Origin of the sequence: Cypionkella sinensis, assembly GCF_042646385.1 — a bacterium.
Lineage (GTDB): Bacteria > Pseudomonadota > Alphaproteobacteria > Rhodobacterales > Rhodobacteraceae > Cypionkella > Cypionkella sinensis.
Window position 1 is genome coordinate 2671778 of sequence record NZ_JBHRTO010000001.1, and the last position, 20332, is coordinate 2692109.

17 protein-coding genes are annotated in these 20332 nt (G+C 59.9%); 6 read left to right on the plus strand and 11 right to left on the minus strand.

Going from position 1 to position 20332, the window contains the following annotated elements; all coding sequences use genetic code 11:
* Positions 1 to 85: 85 nt before the first annotated feature.
* The 4 genes from ACFOGH_RS13375 to ACFOGH_RS13390 all read right to left on the minus strand — a co-directional run bounded on the left by ACFOGH_RS13375 (position 86) and on the right by ACFOGH_RS13390 (position 6417).
* The gene (locus ACFOGH_RS13375) at positions 86 to 3370 is read right to left on the minus strand and encodes an error-prone DNA polymerase (protein ID WP_380073567.1); all 3285 of its coding nucleotides are present in this window, start codon (positions 3368 to 3370) and stop codon (positions 86 to 88) included.
* Positions 3370 to 4914, minus strand: coding sequence for a Y-family DNA polymerase (locus ACFOGH_RS13380; RefSeq protein WP_380073568.1), 1545 nt, complete (start codon positions 4912 to 4914; stop codon positions 3370 to 3372). The genes ACFOGH_RS13375 and ACFOGH_RS13380 overlap by 1 nt, the downstream gene beginning before the upstream one ends.
* Positions 4814 to 5341 carry a hypothetical protein gene (locus tag ACFOGH_RS13385; protein WP_380073569.1) on the minus strand — a complete coding sequence of 176 codons (528 nt, stop codon included), beginning with the start codon at positions 5339 to 5341 and terminating at the stop codon, positions 4814 to 4816. Before ACFOGH_RS13385 ends, ACFOGH_RS13380 begins: the two co-directional genes overlap by 101 nt.
* 386 nt (positions 5342 to 5727) lie before the next feature.
* The gene (locus tag ACFOGH_RS13390; RefSeq protein WP_380073570.1) at positions 5728 to 6417 is read right to left on the minus strand and encodes a GntR family transcriptional regulator; all 690 of its coding nucleotides are present in this window, start codon (positions 6415 to 6417) and stop codon (positions 5728 to 5730) included.
* Positions 6418 to 6617: 200 nt separating this feature from the next.
* On the opposite strand from ACFOGH_RS13390, the gene ACFOGH_RS13395 reads away from it, so the two are divergent.
* From ACFOGH_RS13395 to ACFOGH_RS13420, 6 genes are all read left to right on the plus strand, one after another.
* Positions 6618 to 7805, plus strand: coding sequence for a M24 family metallopeptidase (locus ACFOGH_RS13395; protein ID WP_380073571.1), 1188 nt, complete (start codon positions 6618 to 6620; stop codon positions 7803 to 7805).
* 91 nt (positions 7806 to 7896) lie between these two features.
* Positions 7897 to 9495, plus strand: a complete 1599-nt coding sequence (locus ACFOGH_RS13400) for an ABC transporter substrate-binding protein (RefSeq protein ID WP_380074009.1) — start codon at positions 7897 to 7899, stop codon at positions 9493 to 9495.
* Positions 9496 to 9576: 81 nt separating this feature from the next.
* Positions 9577 to 10584 carry an ABC transporter permease subunit gene (locus tag ACFOGH_RS13405; protein ID WP_380073572.1) on the plus strand — a complete coding sequence of 336 codons (1008 nt, stop codon included), beginning with the start codon at positions 9577 to 9579 and terminating at the stop codon, positions 10582 to 10584.
* Positions 10581 to 11483, plus strand: a complete 903-nt coding sequence (locus tag ACFOGH_RS13410; RefSeq protein ID WP_380073573.1) for an ABC transporter permease subunit — start codon at positions 10581 to 10583, stop codon at positions 11481 to 11483. The genes ACFOGH_RS13405 and ACFOGH_RS13410 overlap by 4 nt, the downstream gene beginning before the upstream one ends.
* Before the next feature lie 3 nt (positions 11484 to 11486).
* Entirely contained in the window at positions 11487 to 12341 is an 855-nt protein-coding gene (locus ACFOGH_RS13415) for an ABC transporter ATP-binding protein (protein WP_380073574.1), read from the plus strand.
* Positions 12338 to 13189: a dipeptide ABC transporter ATP-binding protein gene (locus ACFOGH_RS13420; RefSeq protein WP_380073575.1), complete on the plus strand. Its 852-nt coding sequence runs from the start codon at positions 12338 to 12340 to the stop codon at positions 13187 to 13189. The genes ACFOGH_RS13415 and ACFOGH_RS13420 overlap by 4 nt, the downstream gene beginning before the upstream one ends.
* A 100-nt stretch (positions 13190 to 13289) precedes the next feature.
* Here ACFOGH_RS13420 and ACFOGH_RS13425 read toward each other — a convergent pair whose 3' ends face one another.
* From ACFOGH_RS13425 to ACFOGH_RS13455, 7 genes are all read right to left on the minus strand, one after another.
* The gene (locus ACFOGH_RS13425) at positions 13290 to 14336 is read right to left on the minus strand and encodes a YeiH family protein (protein WP_380073576.1); all 1047 of its coding nucleotides are present in this window, start codon (positions 14334 to 14336) and stop codon (positions 13290 to 13292) included.
* Positions 14323 to 15633, minus strand: a complete 1311-nt coding sequence (gene hisD / locus ACFOGH_RS13430) for a histidinol dehydrogenase (protein WP_380073577.1) — start codon at positions 15631 to 15633, stop codon at positions 14323 to 14325. The genes ACFOGH_RS13425 and hisD overlap by 14 nt, the downstream gene beginning before the upstream one ends.
* 16 nt (positions 15634 to 15649) lie before the next feature.
* Positions 15650 to 16510 (minus strand): ABC transporter permease subunit, encoded by an 861-nt coding sequence (locus ACFOGH_RS13435; protein ID WP_380073578.1) that lies wholly within the window; start codon positions 16508 to 16510, stop codon positions 15650 to 15652.
* Complete coding sequence (locus ACFOGH_RS13440; protein WP_380073579.1) at positions 16507 to 17295, minus strand: taurine ABC transporter ATP-binding protein; 789 nt, start codon at positions 17293 to 17295, stop codon at positions 16507 to 16509. The genes ACFOGH_RS13435 and ACFOGH_RS13440 overlap by 4 nt, the downstream gene beginning before the upstream one ends.
* A 61-nt stretch (positions 17296 to 17356) precedes the next feature.
* Positions 17357 to 18346 (minus strand): taurine ABC transporter substrate-binding protein, encoded by a 990-nt coding sequence (gene tauA / locus ACFOGH_RS13445; protein ID WP_380073580.1) that lies wholly within the window; start codon positions 18344 to 18346, stop codon positions 17357 to 17359.
* A gap of 59 nt (positions 18347 to 18405) precedes the next feature.
* Positions 18406 to 19122, minus strand: coding sequence for an aspartate/glutamate racemase family protein (locus ACFOGH_RS13450; protein ID WP_380073581.1), 717 nt, complete (start codon positions 19120 to 19122; stop codon positions 18406 to 18408).
* The gene (locus tag ACFOGH_RS13455; RefSeq protein ID WP_380073582.1) at positions 19122 to 20330 is read right to left on the minus strand and encodes a DegT/DnrJ/EryC1/StrS family aminotransferase; all 1209 of its coding nucleotides are present in this window, start codon (positions 20328 to 20330) and stop codon (positions 19122 to 19124) included. The genes ACFOGH_RS13450 and ACFOGH_RS13455 overlap by 1 nt, the downstream gene beginning before the upstream one ends.
* Positions 20331 to 20332 lie beyond the last annotated feature (2 nt).

Sequence of the window (20332 nt, forward strand, 5' to 3'; positions counted from 1 at the left end):
CAATCCATCAACTTTGCATTATGCCGAATTTGCATTTTTGATCGCGAAATCTTCATCGCCTTGACGTGGCGATATATGCGCTCTGTCAGTGAAAATCTCTCGAGCCGGGTATGATACGCGCATTGCGCGGATGGCGGTGGGTCGGGGCAGGGATTGGGTTTTTCACTTCGTCGGCGCGCGAAAGCTGTGGCACAAGGTTTCTGTCAGATAGTCGCAGCAAAACGTCACTGCGATCTTGCAAACTCTCGACGACGATATGGGTGACACCAGAGACGGAATCGCGTTGCAGACGGCCAGTCAGTTGCATCAGTCTGGCTGTCATGATGACCTTGCGAAAGGCCGCCATCACTTTGGGCCAGACAACCAGATTGGCGACGCCGGTTTCATCTTCCAACGTGATAAAACAAACACCTTTGGCACTGCCCGGCCTTTGGCGCACCAACACCAGCCCTGCCAACTTCACGCGGCTCCCGTTTGAGAGGCGTTGCAGGTCTTCTGCACAGACAAAACCTTGCTGCGTCATACTACTGCGCAGAAAAGCCATGGGATGCGCCTTCAGGGACAACCGCAGCGTTTGATAATCGGCCACCACCTGCTCGCACAATGGCATTTGCGGAAGGCTGATCAAAGGCTCTGCGCCCTCATCTGGCCCAGCTTGAAACAAGGGCAGATCGGGCGCGTCGTGCAGCGCCTTTGCATCCCACAATGCAGCGCGACGGTCGAGCCCCATGGATCGGAAAGCATCTGCAGCCGCCAAACTGCGGATCGTGCGGCCGTTCAGCCCGGCCCGTGCTGCAAGATCTGCCAGACTTTCAAACGGCGCAGTGCGCTCTTGCAACAACAATTCCGCCCCGTTGCGCGTTATGCCCTCGATCTGGCACAGCCCCAGACGCAGCGCAAAGTTGTTACCCGCAGGTTCCAGCGTGTTGTCCCATTCGCTGAAATTCACATCGGCGTTGCGCAACTCCACCCCGTGTTCGCGGGCATCGCGCACGATTTGGGCAGGGGCATAGAATCCCATAGGCTGTGAATTCAGCAACGCACAGGCAAAGGCCGCCGGATAATGGCATTTCAGCCAGGATGACACATAGACCAACAGCGCAAAGCTGACGGCGTGGCTTTCGGGAAAACCATAGTCGCCAAAGCCCTTGATCTGATTAAAACAACGTTGCGCGAAATCTGGATCGTAACCACGACCCACCATTCTGCTGACCATCAGGCTTTCCAATTGCTCAATGGTGCCGCGCGATCTGAACGTTGCCATGGCACGGCGAAGTTGATTGGCTTCTTCCGACGAAAACTTTGCCGCATCCATGGCGATTTTCATGGCCTGTTCTTGAAAGATCGGCACGCCAAGGGTTCGCTTCAGAATTTTCTCAAGTTCGTCCTGCGGGTGTCCGGGGCCGGGAGTTGGATAGACCACAGCCTCGGCACCACTGCGGCGGCGCAGATAGGGATGCACCATATCGCCCTGAATGGGGCCAGGACGCACGATGGCGACCTCGATCACCAGATCATAAAACTCTTGCGGTCTTAACCGTGGCAGCATGTTCATCTGCGCCCGGCTTTCCACTTGAAACACCCCGATACTGTCGCCACGGCACAGCATGTCGTAGGTGTCTTGGTCGTCTTGCTCGATCGTGGCCAAGGTCTTTTCGACGCCGTAATGCGCTTTCAGCAACTCAAAGCACTTGCGGATGCAAGTCAGCATCCCCAGCGCCAGCACATCAATCTTCAGGATGCCAAGCACGTCGATATCGTCCTTGTCCCATTCGATAAAACTGCGTTCGGGCATAGCCGCATTGCCAATGGGCACGGTTTCAAGCAACAAATCCTCGGTCAGGATAAATCCGCCAACATGCTGGGAAAGATGGCGGGGCATGCCGATCATTTGCTCGGCAAGACGCAGCGTGCGTGACATCAGAGGATCACTCACATCCACCCCGGCCTCGGTCGAGTTTGCCTCACCCATGCTGGTGCCCCAACTGCCCCATACCGTTTTCGCCAGCGCCGCCGTGACGTCTTCGGACAGGCCCATTGCCTTGCCAACGTCGCGGATGGCAGAGCGTGGGCGATAATGGATGACGGTGGCGCAAAGCCCGGCGTGTTGACGGCCGTATTTTTCATAGATGTGCTGGATCACCTCTTCGCGCCGCTCGTGTTCGAAATCCACGTCGATATCCGGCGGCTCGTCGCGATCAACGCTGATGAAGCGCTCAAACAGCAATTCCTGCTCGGCCGGATCAACCGAGGTGATGCCCAGAACATAGCAGACCGCTGAATTGGCGGCAGATCCCCGGCCTTGGCACAGAATACCCTGCTCGCGTGCCCAAAGCACAATTTCATGCACTGTCAGAAAATACTGCGGGATATCTTTGATTTTGATAATATCCAGCTCTTTCAACAATATGGCATGAACCTTATCCGGTATTCCACTGGGGTAACGGTGGGCAGCCCCTTGCCATGTAAGGGTTTCCAGATGGCTTTGCGGTGTGGCACCAGCGGGCAGGCCTTCTTTTGGGTAATTGTACTTTAACTGCCGCAGATCAAAGTTGCAGGCATCGGCAACATGGCGTGTGGCATGAATGGCATGGGGCCAGTCAGCAAACAGACGTGCCATTTCTGTAGGCGATTTGAGATGGCGTTCCGCATTGGCATCCAGCAGGAAGCCTGCCTGATGAATGGTGGTTTTTGCACGAATGCAGGTCATCACATCGCGCAAGGGGCGGCGGTCAGGCGCGTGGTATTGCACATCATTGGTGGCAAGGATCGCAAGCCCATGGGTTTTTGCCAACCGGTCAAGGCTGTTGATTCTGGCCCGGTCGTCGCCCCGATAAAGATAACTGACGGCGATGTGCCGCAGGCTTGGCAAACGCCGCACCAATGTGGGCAGGCGGCGGGGCAGCGCCGCATCTGGCAAAACGATAAGCTGAACACCCTCCGCATGGGCGGCAAGATCATCAAGGGAAATGTCACAGGCAGCTTTCGCCTGCCAGCGCCCCTCAGCATCTTGCCGTTTACCCTTGGTCAAAAGACGGCAGAGCCGACCATAAGCAGCGCGGTCACTGGGATAGGCCAGAAACTCCTCTCCGCTGATCAAACGCAATCGGCAGCCAATCACCGGACGCAAGCTGGCCTTCACCGCCTGAGCGTGAACACGCACCACGCCTGCCATCGTGTTCAAATCGGCCACACCAATTGCATCATACCCAAGCGCGTGCGCCGCGGCCGCCAATTCGCTGGCGTCTGACGCGCCCTGCAGAAAAGAGAATGGGGTGGTGATGCCCAGTTCCACATAAACGGCAGGCGGATTGGGCGAAAAATCCCCTGTCAGTGTTTTGCGAATGGGGCGGTTGTCGTTGTCAGGCATCAGAAGAACATTCCATGCATGAACCAGCGGGGGATACCGCCACGACCGTCACCATGAAGCCCCTCACGGTAGATCCAAAGCCGATGGCCTGCATCATCCTCGACTTTGAAATAATCCCGCAGACGCGTGCCCGGACGGTCTTGCCACCATTCGGGCGCGATGCGCTCCGGCCCCTGATAGCGCGCCACGCGATAGCTGCGGCGTCTCCATTGAAACTGTGCAGGCGGACCCTCTGGCATGGCATAAAGCACGCTGATCTCTTCGGGGTGCTGCAACAGACGTTGCGGGCGATCGGCCCGGATATATGTGCTGGGTGCAGTGCGTTCTGGCTGCGGGTTCAGCGGAGCAGCACGAATTTCAGCGCGCTCGGGGATGTGGCTGGCAACTGGTTGCAGTTCCATCAGCGCCTTGGCGCCAAAACGCGCGGTCAACCTGTCAATCAGTTGCGCCAATTCCAAGCCAGCATCGGTGCTGCCTTCCAGATTGACCTGCCTGGGGTCCAGCGTTTCTGTGACTGTCGCTTCCAACGAGATCAGGTCAAATCCATAGCCGGGATCTATTTTCTCCAACCGATCACGGAACAGAAAGATCAGATGGGCAGGCTCGCGACTGGGCGACGCACAAGCGACGTCAAGAGTGCTGATTGTGCCATCGGTGCGATAAACGGTCAGCAACAACCGCCGCGCAGCCTTATGCATCTTGATGAACTGGTCGCAAAGCGCCGTGCACAGCGCAGGCAGGTGATGGGTCGGATCAAGAATTGGCTCAGCCAGCCGGACATCAGCCCGAAAATGCACTGGGTCTTCGGGTGGCGAAACCGGCTCGGGCAGATGCCCAGTCAACTGATCCAGTCGGATCAACGGATTCTGCACCAAGGCGGCACGCGAAAATCGACGGGCCAAAGACAGGCGCGGCAAGCTGCTCAGCTGACCGATGGTGCGCAAGCCAAGTCTGTTGAGCAAAAGCACCGTTTCGCCATCCAGCCGCAGCGCCGCCACCGGCAGCGCAGCAGGATCGGCATTGATTGTACGGGCCGATCCAAACCGCGCATGCGCCCATGCAGCCCCCCATGTCGGCGCAAGTGCCAAGCAGGATGAAAGCCCCACGCCCGACAGATTGGCCTCCATCTCTGCAAGCATCGCAGCCTCACCACCCCAGATATGATCAGAGCCAGTCGTATCCAGGATCAAGCCGTGGCTGCTTGCCCCCGCGGCCCAGTCATCCGCAATCGTCCAAGGGCACCAGCGCCGTGCCCATAACGCAAGCCGATCAAGCGCCGCTTTGTCCCCTTCTGTATCAGCGAAATCCACATGCAGATTGGGGCAAAGCGCCCGCATGTCTGCCATGCGCGCGCCGATTGTGACCCCTGACAGACGTGCTGCGCGGTTCAGCGCATAAACCACTGGTCCATGCTTTCCCTCGACAGCCAGGACTTGCTCCAGATCATCCGGCAGAGCGTTGCCCAAGCGAAGCTGTGCCTTCTGCCACCGTTCCATCGCGAAGTTCGGCAGCCAGATAGAAACGATCCGCCGTGCTGCCATCATGATGCATGACCCATGTGCCTGACCTTTTATCGCGTGATCGGAACAATTCGACCTGCCACCGTGGCGCGCCGGATGCGCGTGGATCATCTGGATTTGTGGCAGAGGGCAGCGTGGCAACCCGCCAGCGATCCCGCGCCGCACTCAGGTTTGCAGCGGCTGCTTGTCGGATCAGCCAGCACGGAACAGCAGTTGCCTCGGCACGCAGCGCCAACCGCTTCATCGCAGTAAAGTTCAGCACTGCAGGATCACCCCGCACTTCGACAATCACCGCCGCCAGCTCTCGGCACCGCAACCCCTCCTCGGCCGCAATCATCACATCTGCTGGCCGCGAAAGCTGCATCAGGATCAGCGGCCCCAAGCCTGTCAGCCTGGGCAGATAGGGCCGCCCGGTTTCACGCTGTGCAAGACGATCCTGAATCCAAAGCACCGCTCCATCACAACGACCAAGCTGAGAGATAACAAACCCAGCAGCTGCCGCATCTGCCCCGATCGCAGGAAAAACCTCGGCCAGAGTCACCCCTGACCGCCGTGTGCCCGACGCTGATGGCAGAGCGCGCGTCATGTTCAGAGCAGCCCTCCAGAATGTAACACGTGGAATCACCCCATTTGTTCTTACTTTGTTCTCATAATATTTTTCCATAAGCCAGACAAGCCAGCCAGCATAAGCGACGGAAAATTGCAGAAGCGCCTGTTCCGTAACGAACGACAAAACTTATTTATTTCAATGCACTATGAATATCACATACCGGACCAGTCTGGCGAATACCACAGCGCCCGCCCGCTTGCCCGACAGCGGCCACGAAACTGCGGTGGCTAGGCGGTTTCGACGATACCGAACTTCGCCTGAATCTTCGCCAAATGCTGCTGCAAGGCATGCTGTGCGCTGCGGATATGCGCGACGGTCAGATCGGCTGCGGCGTCGGCGTCGCCACGGGCGCAAGCCTCCAGAATACCCAGATGCTCGGCGTTTGACCGGGCGTGACCATCCGTCAACAACAACTGCGCGCGCAAGTAGCGGTCCAGACGGTCCATCGCATTGGAAAGAGTGGCCAGATGGAACGGCAAATTGCTGGCCTGATACAGCGTGATATGAAAAGCCCGGTTCAAATCGCCCCACCGCATCGGATCGGTAGAGCTGGCAAAGCTGTCGCAAATCGCGCGGGCCTCGGCGATCAAAGCGGGGGTCATATGCGGCACCGCCGCCCGGATCACATGTGCATCAACCACGCAGCGGAAATCGAAAATCTCGCAGGCCTCGGCAATCGACAATCCCACCACGACCGCGCCCTTGAAGCGATGGTTCTTCACCAAACCCTGTTGTTCCAGCATGGTGATCGCTTCGCGCACGGGGATTCGGCTGGTGTGAAACAGCTTTGCGATTTCATCCTGACGCAGCGGATCGCCGTCTTTCAACTCACCCTCGATGATCGCGCGGCGCAACGCCTCAAAGACCAGTCCACCCGCCGACACCATCTTGGATACGTCCACACCCTTCAGCGCCATTGTGCCCCCCCGCATTTGCTGATTGGTCTATCCACTCGCCATCAAATCGGGAAGAACTTTCATATTGTATATCGGATCCAATCTGGGTTAGGTGCAAAAGCGTGTCGATGGGGAGCTTGGCACGCCGCCTGTGACCGCGCTTTGCGCTGGTCTGGCATTGCTTGCCCCCAACTGCGTCGCAAACAGACAATGGACCGTGCATGACCGATTTTGCGACAGCCCTCGCCAACTTCCGCCCCGTTCAAGCCGCACCGATAGCAGCGGCAGAGTTGCAGGTGCGTGTGGCGGGGCTTCAGGCGCGGATGCAGCGCAATGGGGTCAAGGCGGTCTGGCTGGATGCCTCGTCATCGCTGACCTATTACACCGGTTTGCGCATTGGCCTGTCAGAGCGGATACATGGTGCGCTGGTGCCATCTGCGGGCGGACTGATTTATGTCTCACCGCAGTTTGAGGTGCCCAAACTGCGCAGTATGTTGCGGTTGGATGGTGCGGTTGCAGCATGGGAAGAGCACGAAAACCCCTATGCCCTGATTGCCGCAGAACTGCGGGCGATGGCCGCACCGGGCGCTGGCTTGGCGCTTGATCCGGCCACGCCATTTGTGTTTGCCGCAGCCTTGATGGCGCAGGTTGATGGCCCGGTAGTCTCGGCACAAGCCATGATCGAGGCACAACGCCAGTGTAAATCCGCCGCCGAAATCGCCCTGATGCAAACCGCAATGGATGCCAGCTTCGCCGTGCAAAAGGCCGTTCATGCCGGTTTGCGCGCCGGTATTTCCACCACTGAAGTCACCGACTTCATTCTGGCCGCCCATACCGCCCTCGGCCTGAAACCGCTGTTTGCCGCCGCGCAGTTCGGCGAGGCCACGGCCTATCCGCATGGCGAGCCCGAGCCGCAAATTCTGCAACAGGGCGATATGGTGTTGTTTGATATGGGCGGCACCCTGCACGGCTATGCTTCTGACATCACCCGCACCTATGTGTTCGGCACCGCAACCCCACGGCAACGCCAGTTGTGGGAGTTGGAGCGTCAGGCGCAAACAGCCGCCTTTGCTGCGGCACAGATCGGCACCACCTGTGGCGCCGTCGATGATGCTGCGCGCCGCGTGCTGATGGATGCAGGTTTCGGTCCCGGCTATCAGGTTCCCGGCCTGCCACACCGCACTGGACATGGCCTTGGTCTCGACATTCACGAGGCCCCCTACATCGTGGGCGGCAATGACACAGTCCTGGCGGCTGGTATGTGCTTTTCCATCGAACCCATGCTGTGTGTTTACGGCGAATGCGGTGTGCGGCTGGAAGATATTGTTTATATGACACAATCCGGCCCACGCTGGTTTGTGCCCCCAGCCGAGCGGCTTGATGATCCGTTCGGAACCCCCACGACCTAAGGGCGCAACATCAGCGCCTGCGACGAAAACCGGCCCACCTGAACAGGTCGGACAAGTGCTTAACAGAGAGTGAAAGGACCAAGACATGAAAATGCTATCCCGCATCCTGATTGCGGCCTCCGCATTGGCGATGACCACCGCCATGCCTGCCCTTGCCAAAACCTTCGTCTATTGCTCGGAAGCCTCGCCCGAGGGGTTTGATCCGGCACCCTACACCGCTGGCGGCACCTTCGATGCCTCGGCTCACCCGATCTACAACCGTCTGGTCGAGTTCAAGAAAGGCACCACCGAGGTCGAGCCTGCCTTGGCGGAATCGTGGGAAGTGTCGCCCGATGGTCTGGAATACACCTTCAAGCTGCGTCAGGGCGTGAAGTGGCATTCCAACGAAAAATTCACGCCCACGCGCGATTTCAACGCCGATGACGTGATCTTCAGCTACCAGCGTCAAGCCTCGGCTGATCACCCGTGGAACCAATACATCGCGGGCATCACCTATGAGTATTACAACTCCATGGAAATGCCGTCCTTGATCAAGGAAATCGTCAAGGTTGACGACTACACCGTCAAATTCGTGCTGACCCGTCCCGAAGCGCCGTTCCTGGCCAACATCGCGATGCCCTTCGCCTCGATCGTCTCGGCAGAATATGCGGATGTGCTCGACAAAGCTGGCACCAAGGAAGATCTGAACAACGCCCCGATCGGCACCGGCCCGTTCAAATTCGTGGCCTACCAGAAAGACGCCGTGATCCGTTACGCCAAGAACCCGGATTACTGGGGCCCGGCGCCGAAGATCGACGATCTGGTGTTCGCGATCACCCCGGATGCAGCCGTGCGTCTGCAAAAGCTGAAAGCTGGCGAATGCCAACTGATGCCCTACCCGGCTCCGGCTGATCTGGCCGCCATCAAGGAAGATCCGAACCTGAAGATGGACGAGCAAGCGGGCCTGAACGTCGGCTACCTCGCTTACAACACCACCCAAGCGCCGTTCGACAACCCGAAAGTGCGCAAAGCGTTGAACATGGCTATGAACAAGCAAGCCATCATCGACGCAGTGTTCCAAGGCGCGGGCCAAGTCGCCAAAAACCCGATCCCGCCGACGATGTGGTCGTATAACGACGCCATCGCAGACGATGTCTACGATCCGGTTGCCGCCAAAGCCGCACTGGAAGCCGAAGGCGTCAAGGATTTGTCGATGAAGATCTGGGCAATGCCGGTGCAGCGCCCCTACATGCCGAACGCGCGTCGTGCGGCAGAACTGATGCAGGAAGACTTCGCCAAAGTCGGCGTCAAGGTTGAAATCGTGTCCTACGAATGGGGCGAATACCTTGATAAGTCGATGGAAGCGGGCCGTGATGGCGCGGTGATCCTGGGTTGGACGGGCGACAATGGCGACCCGGACAACTTCATGGGCGTGCTGCTGTCTTGCGCATCCGCGCAGCCGGGCGGTGCAAACCGCGCGTTCTGGTGCAACCAAGAGTTCTCTGACCTGCTGGCCAAAGCCAAGCAAACCTCGGACGTGGCAGAGCGCACCAAGCTTTACGAACAAGCGCAGGTGATCTTCAAGGATCAAGCGCCGTGGGCAACCCTTGACCACTCGACCCAATACGTGCCGATGGCCAAGAACGTCACCGGCTTCGTGATGAGCCCGCTGGGCGATTTCACCTTCGACACCGTCGATCTGACCGAATAAGTCAGCCAACCTTACCGGATGCGCGGGGACCCTCCCCGCGCATCCGACATTTTGGCCGCATGTTGGCCCAAGGATCCCCACATGATCAGATTCATTCTCAGCAAACTGCTGTATCTGGTGCCGACATTTCTGGGCATCACCCTGATTGCCTTCAGTTTTGTCCGCATCCTGCCCGGCGATCCGGTGCTGTTGATGGCAGGCGAGCGCGGCATCTCTCCCGAGCGTCACGCAGAGCTTTCGGCGCAGCTTGGCTTTGACCGCCCGATCTGGGTGCAATATTTCGATTTCCTGGGGCGGCTGTTCCACGGCGATCTTGGCAACTCACTGGTGACGAAAAAGCCGGTGATGGCCGAATTCCTTACCCTGTTCCCGGCAACGGTCGAACTTGGTCTGGTCGCCATCATCATCGCCACCCTGATCGGCGTGCCGGTCGGCGTGATGGCCGCCATCAAGCGCGGCTCGTGGTTTGATCAGGTGTCGATGACCGCCGCCTTGGTGGGCTTTTCGATGCCGATCTTCTGGTGGGGCCTGCTGCTGATCATCTTCTTCTCGGGCATCCTGGGCTGGACCCCGGTTTCGGGCCGCATCAGCCTGATGTATTTCTTCCCCGATGTGACGGGTTTCATGCTGATCGACAGCCTGATTTCCGGGCAAAAGGGTGCCTTCGGCTCGGCCCTGTCGCATCTGATCCTGCCCTCTGTCGTGCTGGCCACCATCCCCTTGGCCGTGATCGCCCGCCAGACCCGTTCGGCGATGCTGGAAGTGATGGGCGAAGATTACGTCCGCACCGCCCGCGCCAAGGGCATGGCACCATCGCGCGTGATCGGCGTGCATGCCTTGCGCAATGCCATGATCCCGGTGATCACCACCATCGGCCTGCAAGTCGGCGTGTTGATGGCCGGTGCCATTCTGACCGAGACCATCTTCTCATGGCCCGGCATCGGCAAATGGATGATCGATTCCATCTCGCGCCGTGACTATCCGGTCGTGCAAAGCGGCCTGCTGCTGATTGCCGGGCTGGTCATGCTCGTCAACCTGCTGGTCGATCTGACCTATGGCCTCATCAACCCGAGGATCCGCCACAAATGAGCGATACAACAATCAAACTCAGCGACGCCGCGATCCGCCGTCAGATGCTGGCCGATTTCTGGTTCTACTTCCGCCAGAACCGTGGCGCGGTCGTCGGCATGTGGGTGTTCATCGGCTTGGTGATCCTGGCCATTTTCGCCCAAGTTATCGCCCCGCATGACCCAACCCAGCAATACCGCGATGCACTGCTTGCACCGCCGTTCTGGCAAGAGGGCGGACGGCCCGAGTTTCTGCTAGGCACCGATGCGGTGGGCCGCGATATGCTGTCCCGCCTGATCTACGGCGCGCAGTATTCGCTGTTCATCGGCATCGTCGTGGTCGCCATTGCGCTGATTGGCGGCATTTTTGTCGGCCTGCTGGCGGGCTTCTTCGGCGGTTGGGTCGATACCGTGATCATGCGGGTGATGGATGTGATCCTCGCCTTCCCGTCCTTGCTGCTGGCCTTGGTGCTGGTAGCAGTGTTGGGGCCGGGGCTGACCAATGCGATGATCGCCATCGCCGTTGTCTATCAGCCGCATTTCGCCCGCCTGACCCGCGCCGCCGTGATGGGCGAGAAAGAGCGTGAATACGTCACCGCCGCCCGCGTCGCAGGCGCTGGCACCATGCGGTTGATGTTCAAGACCATCCTGCCGAACTGCCTGGCACCCCTGATCGTGCAAGCCACTTTGTCGTTCTCGTCCGCCGTGCTCGATTCCGCTGCCTTGGGTTTCCTCGGCATGGGCGCACAGCCGCCCTCGTCGGAATGGGGCACCATGCTTGCCGAAGCGCGCGAGTTCATCCTGCGCGCTTGGTGGGTCGTCACCCTGCCCGGCCTTGCCATCCTGATTTCGGTGCTGGCGATCAACCTGATGGGCGACGGCTTGCGTGACGCCCTCGACCCCAAACTGAAGCGGAGCTGAGCCATGGAGAAGAAAACCACAGCCCTGCTGAACATCAAGAACCTGACCGTGCGCTTTGCCACCTCCACCGGCGCCTTCACCGCGGTTGATGGCGTCGATGTCTCGGTCAGCCCGCGTGAAGTGCTGGCGATTGTCGGCGAAAGTGGCTCGGGCAAATCGGTGTCGATGCTGGCGGTGATGGGCCTTCTGCCCGACACCGCCACCGTCACCGCCGACGAGATGACCTATGACGGCCGCGATCTGCTGAAGATGACGGCAGCAGAGCGCCGCAAACTGATCGGGCGCGAGATCACCATGATCTTTCAGGAACCCGTCGCCTCGCTGAACCCATCCTTCACCGTGGGCTTCCAGATCGAGGAAGTGTTACGCTTCAACCTCGGGATGGACCGTCGCGCCGCCCGCGCCCGCGCGGTGGAACTGTTCAACGCCGTCGGCATCCCCGAGCCGGAAACCAAGCTGAACGCCTACCCGCATCAGATGTCCGGCGGGCAATGCCAGCGCGTGATGATCGCCATGGCCATCGCCTCTAACCCGCGGCTGTTGATCGCCGATGAACCCACCACGGCGCTGGACGTGACGATCCAGAAACAAATCCTCGATCTGCTGATGGATCTGCAGGAAAAGCACGGCATGGCACTGATCCTGATCACGCATGACATGGGCGTTGTGGCCGAAACCGCAGACAGGGTGATCGTGCAATACAAAGGCCGCAAGATGGAAGAAGCCGACGTGCTGAGCCTGTTCGAAGCCCCTCAAAACGCCTACACCCGCGCGCTGCTATCGGCGCTGCCCGAAAACGCCAAGGGCGACCGTTTGCCAACCGTCGCCGATTTCATGGCAGCGGAGGCTTTGAAATGACCACCGATTCCAAAATCGTAGTAGAAGGCCGCGCCCTGACGCAGGATTACTATGTCAGCGGCGGAATGTTCGGCGGCACCAAAACCGTGCGCGCCGTCAAAGGCGTTGATTTCGCGGTGGAAAAGGGCAAGACCCTTGCCATCGTCGGCGAAAGTGGCTCGGGTAAATCCACCCTCGCGCGCATCATCGCACTGATTGATGCGCCCTCAGGCGGCGTGTTGAAGGTCGATGGCCAAGAGGTCAACATCGGCCGGCAAAAGCTGACGCCTGCCATGCGCTCCAAGGTGCAGATGGTGTTTCAGAACCCCTACGGCAGTCTGAACCCGCGCCAAAAGGTCGGCGATGTGTTGATGGAGCCCTTGCTGATCAACACCTCCCTATCCGCTTCCGAGCGCCGCGAGAAGGCCGAGGCGATGCTGGCAAAAGTCGGCCTGCAGCCCGAGCATTTCAACCGCTACCCGCATATGTTCTCGGGTGGTCAGCGCCAGCGCATCGCCATCGCCCGCGCGCTGATGCTGAACCCGGCCCTGCTGGTGCTGGACGAACCCGTCTCTGCACTCGATCTATCGGTGCAGGCGCAGGTGCTGAACCTGCTGGCTGATCTGCAAGACGAATTCAACCTGACCTATGTTTTCGTCAGCCACGATCTGTCGGTCGTGCGCTACATTGCCGATGATGTGTTGGTGCTCAGCAAAGGTGTCGCCGTTGAACAAGGCAGCCGCGAGGCGCTGTTTGCCAACCCGCAACATCCCTACACCCAGCAACTGTTTGCCGCGACCCCGGTGACAGATGTCGCAGCTATCCGCGCAAGGGTGGAACGCCGCAAACTGGCACGGGCAGGGCTGTAACCCTACCAGACACTAGCCGATCGGGTGATGGGGGCAATTTGATTGCCTCCCGTCACCCGCTCCCTTCCCAGCCGTTCTTCTTCTGATGCCGCTTCGGCATTCACATCAGAAAGATATGTGCAAACACAATCGCTTGCCCCAACAGCCAAAGCGTATCCACCGCGATCAGCAACAGCCCTTTCAGCCCCGGCGCGAACAGCTTTTGCAACGAGGTTTTCACCCCCAAAGCCGAAATTGCCACCACCAGCAAAAACCGCGACGTGTCATTGACGAAACTCAGCAACGCCTCGGGCAGCGGCACAAAATTCCGCAAGATCATCAACCCGATGAAGGCTACCACAAACCACGGCAAGCCCGTGGCCCCGCCCGCCTCTTTGCGAAAGATCACCGCCACCGCCAGCAACACCACTGGCAGCAAGGCCACCCGCAGCAATTTGGTGAATGTGGCAATATCGCCTGCCGTATCACTCACCGAATAGCCCGCCCCCACCACCTGCGCGACATCATGGATGGTTGCCCCGATCATGTAGCCGATCTCCACATCGGCCAGTCCCAGATAGCGGAACAGCACCGGATAGATGATCATCGCCAAAGTCGACATCGCGGTGACACCGACCACGGTCAGCAAAACGTCTTCCTCTTTCAGGAACCGCTTTGGCAGCACAGCCGCAATCGCCATTGCCGCCGAAGCGCCGCAAATGGCAACCGAACCTCCGGTCAGCAGCCCAAACGCCGTGCTGCGCCCAAACAACCGCGCCAGAACCACCCCACCAATCAACGTCGAAACCAGCAGCACCACCACGCCAACAATCGGCGTCACGCCCAGTTGTGACACATCGGCAAAGGTCAGCCGCAGCCCCAGCAAGGCCACGCCACACCGCAGCAGGCTGCGCGCACAAAACGAAATCCCCTCGGCTGTGCGCGGCGCTTCATTGGTAAAGTTGAACGCCATACCGATCAGCAGCGCAAACAACATCGCCGGCGCCGCATAATGGTCGGCCAGAAAGCTCGAGGCCAAAGCAATCGTGACCGCCAGAATGACGCCGCTTCTTTGCGCCTCCAGCCAGTCCAGCCAACGGTGCGGCCAAAACCCATGCGGCGGCTTCAGCCCGATTTCGGGGCCTTGGTTTCGGTCAACCTTGGCCATTGGCTTGGCTTAGATCAAAGGTTTCGCCGGGAAAGAACTTGGCCAACCGAATATCGGCCGAGCGCGCATGACCTTCCATCCCTTCAAGACGCGAAATCCGCGCCGTAGCCTCGGCCAACGGGCGGGCGGCATCGCGCGTGGCCCGCTGCCATGTCACTGTTTTCATGAACTTATGCACCGAAAGCCCGCCAGTATAGCGCGCCGCACCAGAGGTAGGCAGCACATGGTTTGGCCCCGAGGTCTTGTCACCAAAGGCCACCGTCGTCTCCTCGCCCAGAAACAGCGAGCCATAGGACTGCAAGCGTTGCAGCCACCAATCCAGGTTTTCAGCCTGAATGTGCAGATGCTCAGGCGCGAACTGATCAGACACCTGCGCCATTTCCTCGGCCGAGCCACACAAGATCACCTCGGCAAAATCGCGCCACGCCGCCTGCGCGCTGATGCGGTTGATCTCGGGAAGGGTCTCGATCAACCGGGGCACCAGCGCCATCACCTGTTCGGCCAAAGCGCGGTCTGATGTCACCAGCCAGACTGGCGAGTTATAGCCATGCTCTGCCTGCCCCACCAGATCCGCCGCAACCATCTCGGGGTCTGCCGTCGCATCGGCCACAACCATGCTGTCGGTCGGCCCCGCGAACATATCAATCCCCACCTGCCCAAACAAAATCCGCTTGGCCTCGGCCACGTATTGATTGCCCGGCCCCACCAGAATATCGGCCTTGGGCAAGCCAAACAGCCCGTTGGCCATGGCCGCCACGCCCTGCACACCACCCATCGACAAGATCACATCCGCGCCGCACAAATCCATCGCGTAAAGGATCGCAGGCGGTATCCCAACGCCGGGGCGCGGCGGAGAACATGCAGCGATGTGTGGCACACCCGCAACCTTGGCCGTCGTGATGGTCATGATGGCACTGGCAACATGGCTATAGCGCCCGCCCGGCACGTAACATCCCGCGGCCGAGACCGGGATTTGCCGCTGCCCCGCCGTCAACCCCGGCAGGATCTCGATGGCAAAATCCGTCACCGTGCCCCGCTGCGCCTCGGCAAAACGGCGCACATTGTTGTGGGCGAACTGAATATCCGCCTTCAGTTGTGCCGGAACCAAAGCCGCCGCTGCCGCCCGATCCGCTGCCGATACGATGATATCGCCCGACCACTTATCAAGATCACGTGCATAGGCCCGCGCCGTCTCTTCCCCGCCAGCAGCAATCTCGGCCAACATGCTGGTGACGACTTCGCGCACACTCTCCTGATCCGTCTCGGCAGTCCGAGCGGCTTTCTTCAGATAAATCATAGTTTCAGCTTTCCGTTTACATACGGCCCTTCCAGGGCACCAAGCGGCGTTCGACAAAACGCATGAACAAATCAAAGGCAAAGGCGATGATGGCGATCACGAAAATCCCCATGATCACAACCGGGGTTTGCAGAAACTGGCTGGCCGACAGCACCATGTAGCCAAGCCCCTTGGTCGCAGCGACCATCTCGGCAGCAACCAGCGTCGTCCAACCAAAGCCGATGCCGATGCGCATCGCGGTCAGGATTTCCGGCATGGCGGATGGCATGATCACATGCCGCATCACCTGCCACCGCGTCGCCCCAAACGAATAGGCCGCATGAATCTGCTCAATCGCTGCCGATTTCACGCCAGACCGCGCCCCCAGCACCACCGGGGCAAACACCGACAGAAAGATCAGCAGAACTTTCGACGTCTCACCAATGCCAAACCAGATGATCATCAGCGGCAGATAGGCCAGTGGCGGGATCGGGCGGTAGAACTCGATCGGCGGATCGAAAATACCGCGCATCATCGGGCTCATTCCCATCGCAAGCCCCAAGGGCAGGCCAATGACGCAGGCCAGAAGAAACGCCCCAAACACCCGCACGGTGGAAATCCAGACATGCTCCAGAAACGGCGTGCCGGTGTAGCCGTCGTTCCAGATCGCCACAAACTTGCTGACGATGGCGGCGGGCGACGGCACGAACAGCGGCTTCACCCATCCCATGTAGGTGACAAGCCACCACACAAAGAAGAACACGGCAATCGACCCAACCGACAGCCAAAGCGTGTTGCCATGCCCCGGCACGCCATAAATCTCACCGGGTTTGGTGGGGCGGGCGCGGGCCAACCGGGCGAACAGGCCATCCGCTTTCTGCGGCGAGTGTTCGGTCATGCTGCGGCCTCCTCATCGGCAAAAATGATCTTCAGCACATCCTCACGCAGCTTGATGAACTCGGGCGAGGCTTTGACCTGGCGCGCAGGCATCCCATTCAGGAACTGGCGCGAGAACGGCAGGTCGAACAAATGGGTGATCCGACCGGGGCGCGGTGACATCACCACCAGTTTGGTGCCCATGAACAGCGCTTCTTCGACACTATGCGTGATGAAGAACACCGATTTGTGGGTGTCATTCCAGATGTTCAGGATCAACTCTTGCGCCTTCTCGCGGGTCAGCGCGTCCAGCGCACCCAAAGGCTCGTCCATCAGCAGAACGCGCGGATCACAAGTCAGCGCCCGCGCGATACCGACGCGTTGCTGCATCCCGCCTGACAGCTTGTAAACCGGCGATTGCTGAAACCCGTCAAGCCCCAGCATGCCCAGAAACTTGTTGGCAATCTGGTCACGCTCGGTCTTGCCAATGCCTTGAATTTGCAAACCGAACGCCACGTTATCCAAAACATTCAGCCAGGGCAGCAGCGCGTGTTTTTGAAACACCACCGCGCGATCCGCACCGGGGCCCGAGACTTGTCGGCCATCCAACACCAGCCGCCCCGATGTCGGCGACAGAAAGCCCGCGATCAGGTTCAGCAACGTGGATTTGCCGCAGCCAGAAGCGCCCAGCGCCACGACAAATTCTTCGTCCTCAATCTTCAGATTTATCCGGCTTAACGCCTCGACGGGCGGGCGACGGTCTGCGGCTGGATAAACGACAGACACGTCCTCGATATGCAATCCCACTTGGCGTGCTCCTGGTGCAGTAAGGGGGCAGCCCGAACAATGGGTCGGGCTGCCGCGAGGCTTACTTCGTGGCTTCTGCCGCGATGTCGGTGTTCACGAAGGCCGAATAGTCATCCGCCACCGTGTCGATCCGGCCCGCTGCTTTCAGGAAATCCGCCGTCGATTTCATCACATTGGCCGCGTTGCCCAGCCATTTGTCACCCACCTGATCGGCCAAGGGCACGAACGTGTAGCCTTTCAGGATTTCCGGGATCTGATCAGCACCAGCCCCGGTCAACTCGGCAATTGCCTTGACGCTGGCATTGTCCGCCGTCCACGCAGCCGGGTCTGCCAGATAGGCTTGGTTGGCGGCATCCATCGTCTTGGCAAAAGCCACCATTTCGGCCTGATGCTCGGCGGCAAATTCCTTGTTCACCACCCAGGCGTTAAAGGTGGGATAGCCCCATTCCGCCGTCTGGTTCGCCCCGACAATCCGCGTGCCGGTCTGCAGAATCTGCGTCTGCACCGGCGGCCAGATGAAGGCCGCGTCAATCGTGCCCTGATCCCAAGCAGCCGCGATCTGATCCGGCGGCATCGACATGATGGTCACATCCGCTTCGGTCAGCCCGGCATGGGCAATCGCCCCCATCAGCGAGTAATGCGCAGTAGACCCCACCGGCACCGCCACCCGCTTGCCCTTCAGATCTTCAACCGAGGCAATGCCAGACCCGTTGTGCGCAATCAGGCTTTCGGATTCGCCGATGGCATAAGACAGCATGAACATCTGCAGATCGACACCTTGGCTGGCCGCAATCGCCAGCGGAGACGATCCCAACTCGGCCACTTTCACATCGCCCGAGGCCATCGCCGCAATCACATCGGTGCCGGAATCGAACACCCGCCATTCAATCGTCCACCCGGTCGCCTTTTCGAACGCATCGGTTGCGCGCACGGCGTTCATCGGGGTGGGGTCGCTGAAGGTCGCAATCACCATGGTTTCCGCCGCAGCAGCAACCGCCGACAGCGCCAGCGCCGCCGTTCCCATCATCATCTTCGTCAGCAATTTTTTCATTTTGATACCTCTGTTGTTTGTTTCACGGGATTTACCTCGCATTTTATTGGATCAGGCCACTATGGCGTGGCTTTGGTCTGTCGTTCGTCAACCTGCGTTGAAAACGCAATGATCGCCGCAACCAAGCGGTCAAGCGTGTCAAAAGCAGTCACTTTGGCCGCAACTGCCTCGGGAATAAGCGAAAACTCGGTGCAGGCGATCATCTGCACCGCAGCACCGCGTTGCAGCAACTCTGTCGAAGCCGCAAGCAGGGTCTGGCGGGCTTCTGGCTGCGGCCCCTCGGCTTTGATCTGGCGGATCGCCGCCAGCATCGCGGCTTCATCCTGCGCGTAAAGCGCGCGCAGCCCCTGCTCTGCCAGCACCGCATCAAACAGCCCGACCTTGCGCACAGCGGGCGAGGCCAGAATCCCCACCACCCCACCGCGCGGCACCAGACTTGCGGCATGGGCCACCGACAGCGCGATCATATCCAGCAGCGGCACCGCCACCGCCGCCCGAATGGCCGCTGCGTAATGGTGCGCCGTGTTGCACGGCATCGCCAAGGCCTCTGCCCCACCCGCCACCAGACGCCGCGCCATTTCGGCCAATACCGGGCTGGGGTCATCGCCCGTGCCCTCGATCAGATGCGCAATCCGCGACGGCACCTGCGGATTCTGATCAACGATCAACGGAATATGATCCCGGTCATCCCGCGCCTTCACCCCGGCCAGCACCTTCTGCATGATCAGGATCGTGGCCTCTGGCCCCATCCCGCCCAAGATACCCACCCGCCGCATCACAACCGCCCCTCGGCAGCCAAAGCCGCCACCGCATCAAGGATATGGTCGGCCAGCAGCGTGCAATCCTCCAGACTAAAGGTCAGCGGCAAACGCATGTCGAACAACCCAGCCAGAACAGCGTCGGTGTTCGGCAAAGCCTGCGGCGCAACATACTGCCAACTGTGATGATCCGAGGTGAACCCCGCCGGTTGGTCCGCGCCAAACCATTTCACCTCAACCCCCACGCCCGCCAGCCGCGCCACAAATGTCGCCGCATCCGCCTTGGAAATCCCCGGCAAACAGAACTGGATCGACGACCCCACATAGCTTTCCGCCGCAGGCCGCTGCGGCAAGCGGATGATCCCGACGCGCGCCAGACGCTCCGCCATCAGATCATACCGAGCATTCCACGCCAAAATACTGTCGGCCAGCCCACGCAGTTGAGGACGCAGCAAAGCCGCGCGCACATTGTCCATCCGGGCCGAGGTGTTGGGCGTTTCCAGCCGGATGCGATCATAAGCTTCGGTCGCTGGCCCCGCGCCATGCCGATGGAACAGCATGTAAGACCCCGACAAGATCGTCGCCCGCGCCATGAACACGGCATCGTCCGAGGTCAGCAAGCCCCCCTCACCCGAGTTGATATGTTTGTAAGTCTGCGTGCTGAAACACCCCGCCAGCCCAAACCCGCCAGACCGTTTGCCGTTCCAGCTTGCCCCCATCGTATGCGCGCAATCCTCGATCACCCTCAGGTTCAGATCGGCAGCCAGCCGCACCAGCCGGTCCATGTCGCACAAATGCCCCCGCATATGCGACAGCAGCAGATACCGCGCACCCGAATTACGGGCCTTGATAGCCAGATCATCCAGATCAATCACCAGATCGGGCGTGATCTCGACCAGCACCGGACGCGCCCCCACCGCCGCAATCGCACCGGGCACCGGGGCCAGCGTAAAGCCATTGGTCAGCACCAGATCGCCAGGCACCACCCCAGAGGCGCGCAACGCAATCTGCATTGCCTGCCCACCCGAAGCCACCGCCAGACAATAGGCCGCGCCCTGCCAAAGCGCATAGTCACGCTCCAGCGCCATCACCTCGCTGGGCTCGTCACCGACCACATTATAGCGATGCAGCCGCCCCGATCGCATCACCGCAACGGCCGCCTCGATCCCAACCTCGGGGATCGGGGGCTGTTGGGTAAAGCTGCGGGAAAACTGCGGGCGGGCCATGG